We start from the raw sequence: 14,684 nt of genomic DNA, 5'->3' as shown, positions 1-14,684 counted from the left end.
ACTGGTCGGCCAAAATACGATTTTTCTTCAAAAAAAAGCTCCTCCTGGCAATCGGGACAGATCCCCCGTATGTAAGAAATTTTTGTGGAACTTCCTTTGAAGAAGTAGGTTTTTTGGCAAAAGTCACAAACATGGATAATCATCGCTTACCTCCGGGCCATTTTTAAAACTATCAGGTTATACAAAGTATGGCCCAGAGCGGCGGTACTTATACCTAAAAAAAGGGTAAATTTTTCAGTTATACTTAAAGTAATAATACCAAAAACGGTATGGGTAACGATACTCAGAAAAAACGCCAGATACTTCTGGCGGGCGGTTATTAAGTCGTACAAGCCTTCGGCAAAACCAAAAGCGAAATGGGTAAAAACGATGTTTCCCTGACCAAAGAGCCCCAAAAAAGTTTTTAGACATTCTTCGATAGAAGGAGCTACTAACGCTACCTTCTCCTTTGTTAGCAAGCGCACTAAAAGTTTATTTACCCCATAAGCCAGCACCGCTGCCAAAAAACCATAAAAAAAAGAAGCCACCTTGTAAATTATTAACCTCCCCGGTTAAAGTCAGTCATTGCTTTATTAAATCCTTCCGTTAGAGCTACGGTTATGGCTTCCGCCGCCAGTTTAAGGGTAGGCTCTAAAATCTCCCTCTCGGCACCGGTAAAGGGCTGTAAAACATAATCCTTAACATCTCCCACCGCCGGTCGACCAATCCCAATTTTTAATCGGGGTATTTCCTCACTTCCCAGACAACTAATAATAGACCCCATTCCCCGATGACCGCCGGCACTCCCTTTTAAACGAAGACGAATTTTCCCTAAAGGCAAGTCTAAATCATCATAAACAACAACTAAGCGGGACAGAGGGAGTTTGTAAAAAGAAACCGCCTCCTGGACTGCTGTCCCGCTTAAATTCATATAGGTTTGAGGTTTAAGCAATAAAACTTTTACCCCTAAAATTTCCCCTTCACCGACAAGGCTTTTAAATTTTCTTTTGGTTATTAATATTCCATGTTTTTTAGCTAACTCATCTACAACCATAAACCCGGCATTATGCCGGGTATTTTCATATTCCTGTCCGGGGTTCCCCAATCCTGCTATGATAAACATTTTTCCTCTCCCTACGAAAATTTTAAGCTGTAGCTTCCGGGGCGGAGGTAGTTGTTTCCTCTTCCTCTTCAACATAATCCCTGGGAGCAGATATTAACGCAATGATGCTTTCCGGGTCCTCAATGACGCGTACACCCGGAGGTAGCTCCAAATCTTTTACCCTCAGACAATCGCCAACCTCAAGTTTTGAAACATCCGCTTCAATAAACTCCGGTAGATCCTCTGGCAGGCACTCCACCGTAACTTCCGAAAGACCATGCTCCAAGATACCACCGGCTTTAACCCCTGCCGGTTCCCCATAAAGCTCCACCGGCACCAGTTGCCGGATCTTCCGGCCGCTTTCTACCACCTGAAAATCCACATGGATTAGCTTCCCGGTCACCGGATGGTGTTGTAGCTCTTTAACCAGTACCCTCTGGGTTTTTCCTTCCACGGAAAGCTCAAATAATTTTAAGCCCCGCTCTACCAAACTCTCAAGTTCCCGGGCATTAACAGCCACCGCCACCGGCTCAATGTTTTTCCCGTACATTACTCCGGGCACTTTGCCTTCTTTTAAAAGCCGGTTCCGTTCTCCCCGGGTTTTCTTCAACCGTACACTCGCAGTAATTTTTTCCACCTTTTACATCCCTCCTTACTTACAAAGTATTCCCGAATTTTAGTTCTAAAAAACATGAACTGGGAATAAATGTAACTTAAAGAGGGACCGGGAGGTGGTATTTTGGGAATGCACGGCTTATCCAAGGGCTTCCGGTAATTACCGCTTACGACGGTATTATCACCGGAACAGTAAAAGAGCTATTAGTGGAGCCTTATGAGCGAAAAGTTGCAGGTCTATTAGTGGTCAGTCGCAATTTTTTACCGGGGATAAAACTCCTGCCTTTTAACGAAATAAAAGCATTAAGTGAAAAGGTAGTCCTCATTAAAAGTAAAGATGCTTTAAAAAAACCCGACCAGTCTTCCGGGCTTGTGGAACTATGGAAAAAAGGTCCCCGGCTCTTTGGCCAAAAAGTCATTGCGGAAGACGGAAGTTACCTGGGCCAAATGGTAAACTTTACCTTTGAACTTTCTACCGGAGATATTACCGAAATAATCATCGCCCCGGGTTTAATGCGTCTTGGTCGCAGTTACCATTTAGAAAGCTCCTATATATTAACTATCGGCAAAGATGCCGTTGTTGTCAAGAGGGAAGGAAGAGAAGCCCTTACCTACATTCCGGGAAAAATTAGCCACACTTTTTCCAAAATAAAAGAAAACCTTGCCCGGTGTGGCAAGGCAATAATCAAAAAGCAGGACGATTAAACAAATAGCTCACTTACCGATAAATCTTCATGAATCCGCCGGATCGCTTCACCCATTAGGGGTGCTACCGATAACACTTTAATTTTGGGCAGTTTCTTTTCCGGTGGAAGGGGTATTGTATTGGTTACAACTACTTCCTTAATGGGAGCGTTGGCCAGCCGGTCCACCGCCGGACCGGATAAAATAGGATGGGTACAGCATACGTATACTTCTTTAGCCCCCCGTTCCATAAGAGCCTGCGCTCCCTGGGTAATGGTACCGGCGGTGTCGATAATATCATCGATCATAATCACCGTTTTCCCTTCAATTTCTCCAATGATGTTCATTATTTCCGCTACATTGGGTTCCGGGCGGCGTTTATCGATAATAGCAATTGGCGCCCCAATCCGCTCGGCCAAATCCCGGGCCCGGGTTACCCCGCCTAAATCGGGAGAAACCACCACCTTATTTTCCAAACCCTTTTCATTAAAATACTTGGCTAAAATCGGTACGCCCACCAGGTGATCAACCGGTATATCAAAAAAGCCCTGAATTTGTCCGGCATGCAGGTCCATGGCAATCACCCGGCGCGCCCCGCTTACGGTTATTAAATTGGATACCAATTTTGCCGTAATCGGATCCCGGGCTCTCGTTTTCCGGTCCTGCCGGGCGTAACCAAAATACGGCAGCACCGCAGTAATCCTGCGTGCCGAAGCCCTTCTAATCGCATCTATTAAGATCAACAGTTCCATTAAATTTTCATTAACCGGTGTACAGGTTGGCTGGATTATAAATACATCCGCCCCCCGGACGCTTTCATTTATTTTTACCTGAATTTCCCCGTCGGAAAAGCGGGAAACCCGGGCATCACCAACTTCCACTCCCAAAAAAGAAGCAATTTCTCGAGCTAAATCTGGATTGGCATTGCCGGAAAAAATTTTTAAATCATAGCGGCTCATCTTTAAACCTCCATTTACTTTAATCCATGTTCCGAGCAAAATTCGACAGTTTTTTTATTCTCCTACAATAGGAAAACTTCCTGCCGCTTTAACGAAAAAATAAATATTATTTAACATAATCTTCTTTATTCACCTGGCGGGAACGGGCTATAGCCAAAGCTTTTTCCGGAACATCTTCGGTTAATGTGGAGCCTGCCCCAACTACAGCATTTTTCCCAATCTTTATCGGTGCCACCAAATTGGTATTGCTTCCGATAAACGCTCCATCTTCAATAACCGTTTCCCACTTATTTTTCCCGTCGTAATTACATGTAATTGTTCCGGCCCCAATATTAACTCCTTTACCCACTACCGCATCCCCAATGTAAGACAGGTGGGGAACCTTGGAGCCTTCGCCAATGAACGATTTTTTAATTTCCACAAAATCTCCAATTTTTACCCCGTTAGCAATTTCGGTCCCAGGTCGAAGATAAGCAAACGGTCCCACGTTCACCTCATCGCCAACCCGGGCCTGGATAATTACGGAAAAAGTAATTTCGGTATTGTTGCCAATCACGCTATCGGTAATGCGGGTATTGGGTCCAAGGCGGCACCCACTCCCAATAACCGTTTTCCCTTCAAGGTAAGTATTGGGATAAATAACCGTATCACTGCCCACCACTACTTCTTCACCAATATACACGGTCTCCGGGTCAATTATTGTAACCCCTTCCTGCATTAACGCCTCAGCTTTTCTCCGGTAAACTCCCTTGGTCAAGCGAGCAAGCTGCACCCGGTCATTTACCCCATAAACTTCCGTTTCATCCTGTATAGTAATCGTTTCAACTACCTTACCCCGTTCTAAAAGAAGGGGAATAACATCGGTCAGGTAATACTCCTTTTGGGCATTTTCCGCTTTTAATAACGGCAAGATTTCTTTTAAAATTTTTGTATTAAAACAGTAAATTCCCGTGTTAACCTCCGCTATTTGCTTTTCTTCCAGGGTTGCATCCTTTTCCTCGACTATTTTTATTATTTTCCCGTATCCGTCCCGGACAATACGGCCGTAACCATAGGGATTACTTAAAAAACAGGTTAATACCGTGGCATAAGCCCCGGTCTCAAGATGTTTTTTGATTAAAGCTTGAAGGGTAGAAGCTTTTAAAAGGGGTGTATCTCCGGGGACAATAATAACATTCTCGTCTTCAACGTAAGGCATAGCCACCAAAGCTGCATGCCCGGTTCCTAACTGTTCTTCCTGAACTGCAATTACCGCCCGGCCGCGGAGAATTTCCTCCACCTTTTCTTTGCGGTAGCCCACCACCGCGACCACCCGCTTAACCCCGGCACCAACTAAAGCTTCATACACCCTCAATACCATTGGTTTTTCGGCAACTTCGTGTACTACTTTGGGTAAATCCGATTTCATTCGCGTGCCTTTACCGGCCGCTAAGATAATTCCTTCCACTAAAAAGCCCTCCTTAATTTTGTAGAATCTGATAACCCGCTTCTCTTAAAACCGCCAGAATTTTTTCAATGTGAGATAAATCCCTTGTTTCCAGAGCCAGCTCAACCTCCGCCTGCTTTATCGGCACGTGGGGAGCAATGCGGTCATGGTTGATAAAAATTATATTGGCCTTTTCCCTGGCAATTAACTCCAAAAGCTTTTGTAAGGCTCCCGGTTTATCATCTAAAATAGTTTTTATCCGTACATATCTACCGGATTTTACCAGACCCCGTTCGATTATGATCGAGATGGTATGAACATCGATATTTCCACCGGACAAAACAACGCCGACTTTATGCCCCCGTACCGGAATTTTCTGGGCTAAAAGCGCTGCCACCCCCACCGCTCCTGCTCCTTCTAACATTACTTTACCCCGTTCTAACATCATTAATATTGCCTGGGCAATTTCCTCATCATCCACCAGGACAATGTCGTCTACCAAATCAAAAATAATTTTCGAGGTCAACTCCCCCGGAGTTTTGACGGCAATTCCGTCAGCAATTGTCGACACCGAAGCCAACGTTACTTTCCTGCGTTCTTTTAAAGAAGCATACGCCGATGGTGCCCCCTTGGCCTGAACCCCTATGACTTTCAGATGCGGTTTTATCGCTTTCGCTGCCACTGCAAGACCGGCTATCAGTCCGCCACCACCAACCGGAGCCACCAGCATATCCAGTTCAGGAACATCTTCGAGCATTTCTAAGGCTATGGTCCCCTGCCCGGCAATCACTTTGGGGTCGTCAAAGGCATGGACAAAAGTTGCTCCTTCCTTTTCCATGATTTCTTTCGCTTTTAAAAAAGCATCATCATAGCTAACCCCGTGTAAAATTACCTTTGCTCCGTAGCTCTGGGTCGCCTGAATCTTAGCCAGCGGAGCGCCTTCCGGCATCACGATAGTTGCGGGAATTCCGGCACTAAACGAAGCAAAAGCTACCCCCTGGGCATGGTTACCCGCCGAGGCCGCTACAACGCCCCGTTCCCGCTCCTTTACGGGCAGACTGGCAACTTTATTATAAGCTCCCCTCAGCTTAAAGGAACCGGTTTTTTGCAGGTTTTCATATTTAAAATACACTTCCGCTCCCGCCAGCCGGCTAAAGGTTGCCGAATAAGCGGTTAAAGTGCGGTGAGCAACCCCCAATAGCCTAATCCTTGCTTCCTGAACATCTTTAATTTCTACCACTTAATCCCCTCCTCAAAAAGAAAAAAGCCCCCCTTAGGGCAAATGTCTTAAGGCTACCTCCAGATCTTCCGGTTTATCAACATCAACCCCAATGCCAAAACTCCTGGAAAATACCGCTTTGCCCCGGATTCCCAGTAAACCTCCGACCTTTTCTTCCAACTCTTTTACTGAAAGCCTTTTGGTTAAAAATTTCACTACAAAACCTATTCCTAAAAGCAGGCTAAGTTTAAAAGGACTTTTTCTAAGTTTAATTAAATCCTGAGCCTTTACTATGGCCTGGTCGACAATCCGCGGATTAACCAAAAAAAGGTTTCCTCCGGTAACCGTACCTTCCTTTAACGTTACGTAAGTCCGCTTAACCGTTTTATCCCGTTGCTCAATAGCCTCTTTAAACACCACCGGATAGTAAACATCGTATCCATCCGGACAGTTCTTAAGAAAATCTTCAATTTCCTCCGGCGTTAGTAAAGGAATATCACTGGTTGACACCAAAGTCATTGAGTCCTTGGGTAAGACCGCAAAACCATGCTGGACCGATTCTACCACCGAGCCGCCCCCGTTAACAACCCGAACCCTGCCTTCCGGATACCTTCCGGCAAGCTCTTTAGGCCCCGCTACAACTATTTTATTGACTTTGGAAGTTTTTAACAGCGCATCGACCACATAATCCACCATTGGGCGGCCTTTCAGGGGTATTAACGCTTCATACGGCTCGGGACAAATTTGGGCCAGTTTTCCGTTGTTTTGACTACCCGCCAATACCAGCGCATTAATCACCAATTAATTCGCCTCTTTCTTTTAACCCGTTAATCATGCTCTGCTCGGCATTCTCGATGTGTTCCCTGGCCAGTGCCTGGGCTTTCTCCACATTCCGTTCGGCTATCGCTTCCACTATCTCTTTATGTTCCTCTAAAGCTAACCGCAGCCGTCCCGGCTGGGAAAGAGACGCAGTCCGAAATCTCTGAATTTGCTCCCTAAGATGGCTTACAATTTGGATGAGCCGTTCATTCCGGCTTGCCCTGTAAAGCACCTCGTGAAAATCGGTGTCAGCTCTAATAATATCTTCCAGACGGTCACTTTCCGCGAGGCTTTGTTGCTGCACCAATACCCGCTCCAACTCCTCGATTTCCTCGTCGGTAATCCTTTCCGCCGCAAGGCCTGCGGCAAGGCTTTCCAGAGCCGCCCGTACTTCAAAAACATCCGCCACATCTTTTAACGAAATCCCCGCCACATAAGCCCCTTTCCGGGGAATCATCACCACAAAACCTTCCAGCTCTAATTTTCTAATAGCCTCCCGCACCGGAGTCCGGCTTACGCCCAGCTCTTCCGCCAGCTGAACTTCCATCAACCTCTCCCCGGGTTTTAACACTCCATTGATAATTGCTTCCCTTAAGGTCTCAAAAACCAGCTCCCTTAAAGGCTTGTAATTATCAAGGATAATAGGTTTTAATCTCCCCATTTTAACCCCTCATTTCTACGATAATTTGTATTATTATATTTTACTATGGAGTTAAAGCTTTAAGCAAGTAGGACCGGCCGCATACGGGCGGACAATAAATTTTTGTCCAGGCAATGTCAATTGATAATAAATTTCCTTCGCTTTTTTTAAATTTTCCGTTAAAGCAAAAAGAGCAGAACCGCTACCCGACATTAGCACCCCTAAAGGTTTTAAATTTAAAAGTTCGTTTTTATATTTATATATTTCCGGATTTATTTCCAAAGCACTTATTTCTAAAAGATTCTTTAAAAACTTTCCCAAATCCTCTAAATTTTCTTTGCCTAAAGCTTTCAGGATTTTTTCGCGATCAGGATGCTCCTTTGTTAAATCCTTACCCGCAAGCCTTAAATAAGCTTCTTTTGTCGAGATCCCAAAAGGGGGTTTATAGATAACAAAATAACCTTTTTTTAAGGGCGGAAGTTTTTTTACTTTTTCCCCTATCCCCTGCACCAGGGCGGTGCCACCGGTAAGGCAAAAGGGAATATCGGCGCTTATTTTTGCCCCAATTTCTAAAAGCTCTTCCTGACTTAAATTTAAATTATAAAGTTTATTTAAACCATAAAGAACTGCGGCTCCATCCGCCGAGCCACCGGCCAGTCCCGCTTCTAAGGGGATTTTTTTACGGATAGTAATGCTGGCTCCTATGGCTTTCCCAGTGGCGGCCCTTAAAGCCTGAACAGCTTTAAACGCAATATTGGTAGAATCCACAGGTAAATCTGCCCCTACAACCCTTAAGTTTATTCCCTCTGCCGGTTCAATTTCCACTAAATCTCCCAGAGTAATTGCCTGCATTACCGACCAGAGTTCGTGGTAACCATCGGGACGTTTTCCTAATATATCTAAAGTGAGATTTATTTTAGCCGGCGCAAAAATTAACAACTTTTTTCCTCCCCATCACCCCGGAAAGGAGGCGAAAGTAATGATAGTCCATTTAACCGTCAGTCTAAAAAAGAAGCTTCTAACCCTCTATAAAAACAACCAAAAAATTAAATCCTGGCCGGTAGCGGTAGGAGCCCCCAGCACCCCCACCCCTACCGGCATCTACCGGATTAAAAACAAAATCAGCAATCCCGGGGGTAGTCCTTACGGAGTTCTCGGAAGCCGCTGGATGGGATTAACTATTCCCGGAGGTAATTACGGAATTCACGGTACCAATAATCCAGCCTCCATTGGCCGTGAGGTTTCCAGAGGTTGCATCCGCATGTTAAACAAAGATATTGAAGAGTTATTCCCCCAGGTACCCCTCTGGAGCAGAGTAATTATCACTAAAGATTAGTCAAGGTACTTCCACTGGTGAAAAATAAGCGGTCTTTTAGCGGGATTGGGAACATCATCCGCCACTACTTCCCCAACTAAAACAATGTGGTCACCCACAGGAATTTCCTGTACCAGGCGGCATTCAAGGTTAGCAATGGCGGTAGTAAGTTTCGGAGCAGAAACTTTTTCCCCGGGTACTACCGGAAGATTTAGCTCTTTGATCTTATCAACTTTTGCTCCGGAGTTTTTCCCGCAAAAATCGGCAATTTCCTTTTGCTCTTCGCTTAAAATTGCTAAGGTGAATTCCCCGGACTCTTTTATTTTTTGGTAGGCATATCTTCCCGGAGCAACATTCACCAAAACCATCGGCGGCTTCACCGATACCTGGGTTATCCAGGCAACGGTAGTAAAGTTCCCCTGCTCCCGGTCCCGGTAACCCAGTAACGCTACCGAATTTGCTAAATAATTAAGTCCTTTAGCCATAATATCGCCTCCTATTCGTTTATTTTTACCACAAGAAGCCCGTTCTGAGGTACGGCGGTTAAAGGCGGAAGCTTCTCCGCAAATTTTAGTAACGCCATAACCTTTAAATTATCCGGTTTTAAATAAAAACTTAAATCAACTTTAAGCTTACTGCCTTCTAAAGTTATTCCGGGAAAACGGTGTTGATTAAGCTTTATAAACTTACGTATCCCCCAAAAACCAGCCACCGGCGCAAAAAACCGGTATAAAAACCCCCAGGCCCCTTTAAACTCTATTTGGGGCATTCCTTTTAAGTCAAATTCAATTAAAATCCGGTCTTTTTCTGCCGTTAAATTTACCATATTTATTTTTTGCCGAAAATCTAAATTATATTGGTCAATCTTCCCCATAAACCATAATTCATCGCCCCGAACCTCCACCCGCAAATTTTCCACCGGCAAGTCCCGGGGCAGCTCTTTTATCACGCCATTTAAAAAGCTTTCGGAAAAATATAATTTTCCTCTAAGGACATTGGCCAGGCGGTTATGCTTAAAAAATTCCCGACTTATGTAAAACAAATTCTCCAAATCTTCCACTTTATTTTCGAGTTTTAAGGCCAGTAAAAAGGGAGAAATTTTAAATAAATCCCTTATTACTCCAAATTTTTTCTCCAGTAAAGTTTTAATATCTAATTGGACCTCCGGTAACTCATACCCTTTGTAACTTGCGTATCTTCGCACTTCCTCTCCGATAAATTCCCAAATGAGGCGAAAAACAAAAGCATCATCCAAAAAACCTAAAAAAGGTAAAAAGTCACTTATAATATCTACCGGAAGGGCAAAATACAGGATGCCTGCTAAAATGATAAGTTTTGTTTTGGCTTCGATGCGATAGCTTTCATCAAAAAACATCTCCCAGAAGTACTTTAAATACAAAATTAATAACTTTAGTTCCGAAGTTTCAACTTTAACTGCAGCTTCTTCGAGTTTTAAAGGCACTTCTCTTTGGTACCTTTGCCACTCTTCCTGGGAAAAGTTTTTAATTTTGTTGAAAAATGACCAGGCATCCCGCATTCTCCCGCCCCCCACGCTAAAATTATACAAAAAAAATAACCGCTTAAAAAGCGGTTTTTCTAAAAGGTGAAATAACCCAAAAAGAGGGGGTGCTTGTTGGTACTTTCACATTATTGGGGAAAAAGGAAGCGGGACATTTCCCTTCGCTTTTATAATAACCAAAAAACATCAATTTGTCAATTAATTTTTACTGAATTTAATAAGCTTATAACCTTCTCCCTTACGGGTAAACTGTAACATCAGTTCGCTACTTCCAAGATAGCTGTTATCTTGAGCATTTCTTATTTCAACATAAAGAGAAACAATATAGCCCTTTTGGTTTTCCTGGTAGTTAAAATTCACAAGCTCCAATTTATAGTTCTGGAAATTGGAAAAAACATCCTTTATCGCCAGTACTACCTGTTCCTCGGCAATTTCCCGAATTTTTCCGTAGTTTTTCTCCGTTATCCACGCTAAAAGCTTTTTACAGTTTTCCTTTACCCATTCGATACCCGTAAGAGGCTTACTTACCGGTACCGAGCTCTGTTCCTTTCTTTCCGGAGGAGTCTTGGGCAAGGTTTCCCCGGGTATGTTCTCGTTAAACGGTGTAATCTCTACCTTCGGCTTTTGCCGGGAGTTAACGGTAAAATCTACATACATTTCACGGTAATTACCATCGGGCCAGGAAACTCCCACTAAAGCTCCTTTCTCCTGTCCACCCGGTTGGAAGTAAAAGTATTCATCCAACTTAGGCGGGATTCCTCCCAAACTTGACCCAACTCCCAACAATTCTAAGGGATTGCCATCGCTGTAAAGTTTCACCGGTAAGTTTAAATTGCGAAAAGCCTCAAGCTCCTCCCGGCTTCCTCTTAAATTCACCACTACTACCCACTGGGTCGGGGCCAAGATAATTTTTCCCAGTTCTACTTCCGGGCTTCCCCCAAGCTTCTTATTTAATCCTATTTCCTTAAAGTTAGTTGCCGTTAGTTTAAACGGAATTTTTATGTTAAACTCCTGTTCACTGCCGGAAAAATCCTTATATTTCCCTTTTACCACTATTCCCCTGGGGTTTCCGGTATATTCGGAAAATACATAACCGTTTAAACCCCCGTTCTCCCCCTGCATACCGGTAAAAGTTGAATGTTTAAAAGCTCCCGGTAAATCAAGCTCCACCTCCAAACGCCCCATTTCATTATCTACCGGCTGTTTTTCGGAGTAAAAATAAAAGCTTACCGCTACCCTGGTTGCATCGGCAATAAGTTCATCCACTACGAAGATATGGGGAAAGATAGCTACTTCCCGGCCGATTTTCTGAACGTAACCAGAAGTCAGGGCCCGTTTTAAACCAACATCCCCCATCCTGGCAAAGATGGAACCGCTGGATTTAAAAGCGGTGATTGCGGAACTTTCCGGTTTTTGACTGATTATTGCGGTTTCAATATCCATCGCCGGTAACACCAGCACGCAAACGGTAAAAATAAAAGCTAAAAAAGTTTGCCAAAACAATCGCACGGCCCCTTCCCCCTTTTTTACCTTACTAAGGTAATTATACCAAAATTTATTAATATTTTCAGCAAAAGAAATTTTTTCTTTAATAAATTTACCGGTTATGACCAACACCGCTTTCTTCTCCGGTCTTTTCCTGGCCAGCCTGTTCATCTTTTTTTCCCTCTTCAGGGCTTGTTTCTATTTTGGTTATTTCTCCTTCTACCGTAAGCTCAACGGTTTTACCCCGATTTGTGGTTATTTTTACCTTTGTTGTTTTAATCTCCTTGCTTTTGCTTTCTTCCTTTTCTTTTGGCGTGGAAGAAGTAAATTTTCCGTAAGCCTTTTGGAGTTGTTGAACATTTTCCCGGGTAATGAGCTGCACGGGTGTATAAATAACCGGTATTTGGCCATTTTTAACCGCAATTTTGCTATCCGCATCTATCCCCCGCTTTTGTAATACCCGGTCCATTGCTTCCAGGGCTTTATTTGCTACAATTTCCGGCATGAAATCCACAGACGAAAGAATTTTCCCCTCTTTGATGGCTTTTGCAACCTTCCTGGTTAACACCATAGAAGCCATAACCGTTCCCTGCTGTTCCTTCATTCCCTCCTCTGCTAAAAGTTCCCCTACTTTTCCGTCAAGGGCAATAATACTTTGACTCCTTGCCAAATTCCTTATTTCGTCCAATGCCCTTTCCCCGGCCACAACCGGAAGTTTACCGACGGTTACTTCCTTACCCAGGGTTCTTAACTCATTTTTTAAAGCCTTCTCCAAGGTAAATACCGAAAGGGTTTGCCGGTGGCTCCCCAGAAGCAGCACTTTCCCGGTCTTATCTTTAAGAGCAATATTTTGAGCCACCATCACCGCAGCTTTTTGGAAATCGGGCAACACCGCACAATCCCCAAGACCATCGTACGGCACATCGTTTATAAAAATTAATTTTGCTTTTGGGTAAATTTTTTGCGCTAAATACCCGGCCCGGGGACTACCTGCCGTTTCCCAAATCACCCCTTTAGGCTTTTGGGCAATGATCTTTTTTAAGACCTTTTCTTCCCGCTTTTCATCGTCATTTAACCCTCTTACCGTAAGAGCAATCTTTTTTTCCCTGGCTAAATTATATGCGGTTTGAATGAAGTTTTTTCTTTCCTGCTGGGTTTTGGCAACTACCAAAAAAACCTTCGGTAGGACCGGTCTTCTTTTCTTATCGGGGCAACCGGTCAGGTTAACCAATAACGTAACGATTAAACAAAAAATCCAGAGCTTTTTCATCAAAAAACCCCCTTTTCGTTTTTATTTTGAGATAAATCAAGGGGGATTATCCATAAAATCCTTTACAACTCTCCATTCTTCTGTTATCATATAGAAAACATTAGTTTTATTGTGTTATATAACATTATCAATAGCTTTGAGGAGGGCTTCGCGTGACACTGTACATCGACCACGAAGTTTGCCTTAGGGAACCCTGCTGCCCTGCCGCCGAGGTCTGCAGCACCAAAGCCCTTGTTTACGATAGCAGGGAAAATAAGCTGTTTTTCAATGTTGACCTCTGTAACGGCTGCGGCCAATGCGTCCAGAAATGCGCCTATAACGCCCTTGCGTTGTTTGAAACCGCCGATGAACTAACCGCCTTTTTAACAAAAATCACAAAAGCCCGGGAAACCTTTGCTTCCAAATTTATTTCGCTACTGGGATTAAAAGAGCGACCTTAGAACCTCTAAGGTTGCTTTTATTTTGGCCCAACCATCTTTCAATTATACTTTAGATATGTTATACTTTTATTAATAATTTTAAATTTTATGAATTTTTTGGGGGTGTACCGTATGCCTATTCACATTGACTTAGATCTTTGCGACCAGAACGAAGACTGTCCCGCCGCTACTTACTGTTTGTACGGAGCTCTATACTTTGACCACAGCGAAAAAAGGTTAAAATACGATCGGGAGAAATGCCAGAACTGCGGTACCTGCGTCAATCACTGTGGTCCCGGAGCTCTTTATTACGCCAAAGACGATGACGAATTAAACATGCTTGTGGAAGAGCTAAAAAAGTTAAAAGAACTATAGGAAACTAATATAAAATAAATAAGCCCTTGACCTTACCTGAAACGAGGTCAGGGGCTTAATGTTACTTTTTTAAAACAATTTTAATTGTTCAAACTCCTCCACTTCCTGCTCTTTTTTCAAAGCAAAGTATAAATCCCGGACTTTTTGAAAATCTTCCCACGCCGGGCGTTTTTTCGTCGGATCCCGTAAAAGCGCTGCCGGGTGAAATGTCGGCATTATCTTTATCTCACCTTTTTCATGCCAGAGCCCGCGAATTTTGGTAATTCTAACATCCGGCCCAATCAACGTCTGGGCAGCAGTTGCCCCAAGGCAAACAATAATTTTAGGTTTAATTAACTCAATTTGCCGGTCTAAAAAAGTTCGGCAAGCAGCCACTTCTTCTCTGGTAGGAACCCGGTTATTGGGGGGACGACATTTTACCACATTGCCAATGTAAACTTCTTCCCGGGAAATCCCTGCGGCTTCTAAGATTTTATTTAAAAGTTCCCCGGCAGCCCCCACAAAAGGTCTGCCTTGCCGGTCTTCTTCAGCTCCGGGTCCTTCCCCCACTAACATTAATAGGGCTTTTTCATTTCCCTCCCCAAACACAACCCTTTGGGCATGGGCTCTAAGATTGCAACGCTGACAGGCCAACGCCTCTTCTTTTAATGCTTTAAGTTCCTCCATTAATCCTCCCGCTCCAGTAATATACGATGGTCTACCAGCTCCAAACGCTTTATTTTTGCTTTAATAACTTTTCTCTGGCCAAAAATATTTTCCAGTAATAGTCCCTCTTCTGTCGGAATAAGCTTATCCACCCGTTCCAAAAAAAGCTCTTCCTTATCCCCATTTACGATAAAAGCACTGGCTTCACACATA

At 43.7% G+C, this 14,684-nt stretch carries 19 protein-coding genes; 4 read left to right on the top strand and 15 right to left on the bottom strand.

Annotated elements, in window-relative coordinates; all coding sequences use genetic code 11:
• Positions 1-146 precede the first annotated feature (146 nt).
• The 3 genes from CHY_RS00890 to CHY_RS00880 are packed head-to-tail and all read right to left on the bottom strand — an operon-like array spanning position 147 to position 1,718.
• Positions 147-527, bottom strand: coding sequence for a hypothetical protein (locus CHY_RS00890; protein WP_011343145.1), 381 nt, complete (start codon positions 525-527; stop codon positions 147-149).
• A gap of 11 nt (positions 528-538) precedes the next feature.
• Entirely contained in the window at positions 539-1,102 is a 564-nt protein-coding gene (gene pth, locus CHY_RS00885; RefSeq protein WP_011343144.1) for an aminoacyl-tRNA hydrolase, read from the bottom strand.
• A gap of 22 nt (positions 1,103-1,124) precedes the next feature.
• Entirely contained in the window at positions 1,125-1,718 is a 594-nt protein-coding gene (locus CHY_RS00880) for a 50S ribosomal protein L25 (protein WP_011343143.1), read from the bottom strand.
• 119 nt (positions 1,719-1,837) lie between these two features.
• On the opposite strand from CHY_RS00880, the gene CHY_RS00875 reads away from it, so the two are divergent.
• Positions 1,838-2,401: a PRC-barrel domain-containing protein gene (locus tag CHY_RS00875; protein ID WP_083757218.1), complete on the top strand. Its 564-nt coding sequence runs from the start codon at positions 1,838-1,840 to the stop codon at positions 2,399-2,401.
• Here the strand turns inward: CHY_RS00875 and CHY_RS00870 are convergent.
• From CHY_RS00870 to ispE, 6 genes are all read right to left on the bottom strand, one after another.
• Positions 2,398-3,339, bottom strand: coding sequence for a ribose-phosphate diphosphokinase (locus tag CHY_RS00870; RefSeq protein ID WP_011343141.1), 942 nt, complete (start codon positions 3,337-3,339; stop codon positions 2,398-2,400). The two genes, CHY_RS00875 and CHY_RS00870, sit on opposite strands and share 4 nt — an antisense overlap.
• A gap of 106 nt (positions 3,340-3,445) precedes the next feature.
• Complete coding sequence (gene glmU, locus CHY_RS00865; protein WP_011343140.1) at positions 3,446-4,786, bottom strand: bifunctional UDP-N-acetylglucosamine diphosphorylase/glucosamine-1-phosphate N-acetyltransferase GlmU; 1,341 nt, start codon at positions 4,784-4,786, stop codon at positions 3,446-3,448.
• A 13-nt stretch (positions 4,787-4,799) separates the two neighbouring features.
• The gene (gene ilvA, locus CHY_RS00860; protein WP_011343139.1) at positions 4,800-6,005 is read right to left on the bottom strand and encodes a threonine ammonia-lyase; all 1,206 of its coding nucleotides are present in this window, start codon (positions 6,003-6,005) and stop codon (positions 4,800-4,802) included.
• A gap of 33 nt (positions 6,006-6,038) precedes the next feature.
• Positions 6,039-6,782 (bottom strand): nucleotidyltransferase family protein, encoded by a 744-nt coding sequence (locus CHY_RS00855; RefSeq protein ID WP_011343138.1) that lies wholly within the window; start codon positions 6,780-6,782, stop codon positions 6,039-6,041.
• Complete coding sequence (locus tag CHY_RS00850; protein ID WP_011343137.1) at positions 6,775-7,464, bottom strand: GntR family transcriptional regulator; 690 nt, start codon at positions 7,462-7,464, stop codon at positions 6,775-6,777. Before CHY_RS00850 ends, CHY_RS00855 begins: the two co-directional genes overlap by 8 nt.
• Before the next feature lie 51 nt (positions 7,465-7,515).
• Entirely contained in the window at positions 7,516-8,382 is an 867-nt protein-coding gene (gene ispE, locus CHY_RS00845; RefSeq protein ID WP_011343136.1) for a 4-(cytidine 5'-diphospho)-2-C-methyl-D-erythritol kinase, read from the bottom strand.
• A gap of 40 nt (positions 8,383-8,422) precedes the next feature.
• Here ispE and CHY_RS00840 point away from each other — a divergent pair, with 40 nt between their 5' ends.
• On the top strand, positions 8,423-8,779 hold the full coding sequence (locus CHY_RS00840) for a L,D-transpeptidase (RefSeq protein WP_034541530.1): 357 nt from the start codon (positions 8,423-8,425) through the stop codon (positions 8,777-8,779).
• Here the strand turns inward: CHY_RS00840 and CHY_RS00835 are convergent.
• From CHY_RS00835 to CHY_RS00820, 4 genes are all read right to left on the bottom strand, one after another.
• Positions 8,776-9,243 (bottom strand): flavin reductase family protein, encoded by a 468-nt coding sequence (locus tag CHY_RS00835; RefSeq protein WP_011343134.1) that lies wholly within the window; start codon positions 9,241-9,243, stop codon positions 8,776-8,778. The two genes, CHY_RS00840 and CHY_RS00835, sit on opposite strands and share 4 nt — an antisense overlap.
• Before the next feature lie 11 nt (positions 9,244-9,254).
• A complete protein-coding gene (locus CHY_RS00830; protein WP_041537596.1) occupies positions 9,255-10,295 on the bottom strand; it encodes a YkvA family protein in 1,041 nt (346 codons plus the stop codon).
• A gap of 180 nt (positions 10,296-10,475) precedes the next feature.
• Positions 10,476-11,933, bottom strand: coding sequence for a hypothetical protein (locus CHY_RS00825; RefSeq protein ID WP_011343131.1), 1,458 nt, complete (start codon positions 11,931-11,933; stop codon positions 10,476-10,478).
• The gene (locus tag CHY_RS00820) at positions 11,875-13,032 is read right to left on the bottom strand and encodes a substrate-binding domain-containing protein (RefSeq protein WP_011343130.1); all 1,158 of its coding nucleotides are present in this window, start codon (positions 13,030-13,032) and stop codon (positions 11,875-11,877) included. Before CHY_RS00820 ends, CHY_RS00825 begins: the two co-directional genes overlap by 59 nt.
• Positions 13,033-13,184: 152 nt before the next feature.
• Between CHY_RS00820 and CHY_RS00815 the strand changes: the two genes are divergently transcribed.
• Together CHY_RS00815 and CHY_RS00810 are read left to right on the top strand one after the other, a co-directional pair.
• Complete coding sequence (locus tag CHY_RS00815; protein ID WP_011343129.1) at positions 13,185-13,472, top strand: 4Fe-4S binding protein; 288 nt, start codon at positions 13,185-13,187, stop codon at positions 13,470-13,472.
• A 111-nt stretch (positions 13,473-13,583) separates the two neighbouring features.
• On the top strand, positions 13,584-13,826 hold the full coding sequence (locus CHY_RS00810) for a 4Fe-4S dicluster domain-containing protein (protein ID WP_034541533.1): 243 nt from the start codon (positions 13,584-13,586) through the stop codon (positions 13,824-13,826).
• A gap of 69 nt (positions 13,827-13,895) precedes the next feature.
• Here CHY_RS00810 and CHY_RS00805 read toward each other — a convergent pair whose 3' ends face one another.
• Together CHY_RS00805 and CHY_RS00800 are read right to left on the bottom strand one after the other, a co-directional pair.
• Complete coding sequence (locus tag CHY_RS00805; RefSeq protein WP_011343127.1) at positions 13,896-14,492, bottom strand: uracil-DNA glycosylase; 597 nt, start codon at positions 14,490-14,492, stop codon at positions 13,896-13,898.
• Positions 14,492-14,683 (bottom strand): CooT family nickel-binding protein, encoded by a 192-nt coding sequence (locus tag CHY_RS00800; protein ID WP_011343126.1) that lies wholly within the window; start codon positions 14,681-14,683, stop codon positions 14,492-14,494. The genes CHY_RS00805 and CHY_RS00800 overlap by 1 nt, the downstream gene beginning before the upstream one ends.
• Between the last annotated feature and the right edge of the window lies 1 nt (position 14,684).

The sequence above is a fragment of the Carboxydothermus hydrogenoformans Z-2901 genome, from assembly GCF_000012865.1.
In the GTDB taxonomy this organism is placed as follows: domain Bacteria; phylum Bacillota; class Z-2901; order Carboxydothermales; family Carboxydothermaceae; genus Carboxydothermus; species Carboxydothermus hydrogenoformans.
This window is presented reverse-complemented; position numbering and strand designations above follow the sequence as displayed.

Excerpts from the sequence above, each read along its gene's own strand:
- pth (WP_011343144.1), bottom strand. The coding sequence starts at position 1,102 with ATGTTTATCATAGCAGGATTGGGGAACCCCGGACAGGAATATGAAAAT.
- CHY_RS00870 (WP_011343141.1), bottom strand. The coding sequence starts at position 3,339 with ATGAGCCGCTATGATTTAAAAATTTTTTCCGGCAATGCCAATCCAGAT.
- CHY_RS00850 (WP_011343137.1), bottom strand. The coding sequence starts at position 7,464 with ATGGGGAGATTAAAACCTATTATCCTTGATAATTACAAGCCTTTAAGG.
- CHY_RS00840 (WP_034541530.1), top strand. The coding sequence starts at position 8,423 with ATGATAGTCCATTTAACCGTCAGTCTAAAAAAGAAGCTTCTAACCCTC.
- CHY_RS00835 (WP_011343134.1), bottom strand. The coding sequence starts at position 9,243 with ATGGCTAAAGGACTTAATTATTTAGCAAATTCGGTAGCGTTACTGGGT.
- CHY_RS00830 (WP_041537596.1), bottom strand. The coding sequence starts at position 10,295 with ATGCGGGATGCCTGGTCATTTTTCAACAAAATTAAAAACTTTTCCCAG.
- CHY_RS00825 (WP_011343131.1), bottom strand. The coding sequence starts at position 11,933 with ATGAACAGGCTGGCCAGGAAAAGACCGGAGAAGAAAGCGGTGTTGGTC.
- CHY_RS00820 (WP_011343130.1), bottom strand. The coding sequence starts at position 13,032 with ATGAAAAAGCTCTGGATTTTTTGTTTAATCGTTACGTTATTGGTTAAC.
- CHY_RS00810 (WP_034541533.1), top strand. The coding sequence starts at position 13,584 with ATGCCTATTCACATTGACTTAGATCTTTGCGACCAGAACGAAGACTGT.
- CHY_RS00805 (WP_011343127.1), bottom strand. The coding sequence starts at position 14,492 with ATGGAGGAACTTAAAGCATTAAAAGAAGAGGCGTTGGCCTGTCAGCGT.
- CHY_RS00800 (WP_011343126.1), bottom strand. The coding sequence starts at position 14,683 with ATGTGTGAAGCCAGTGCTTTTATCGTAAATGGGGATAAGGAAGAGCTT.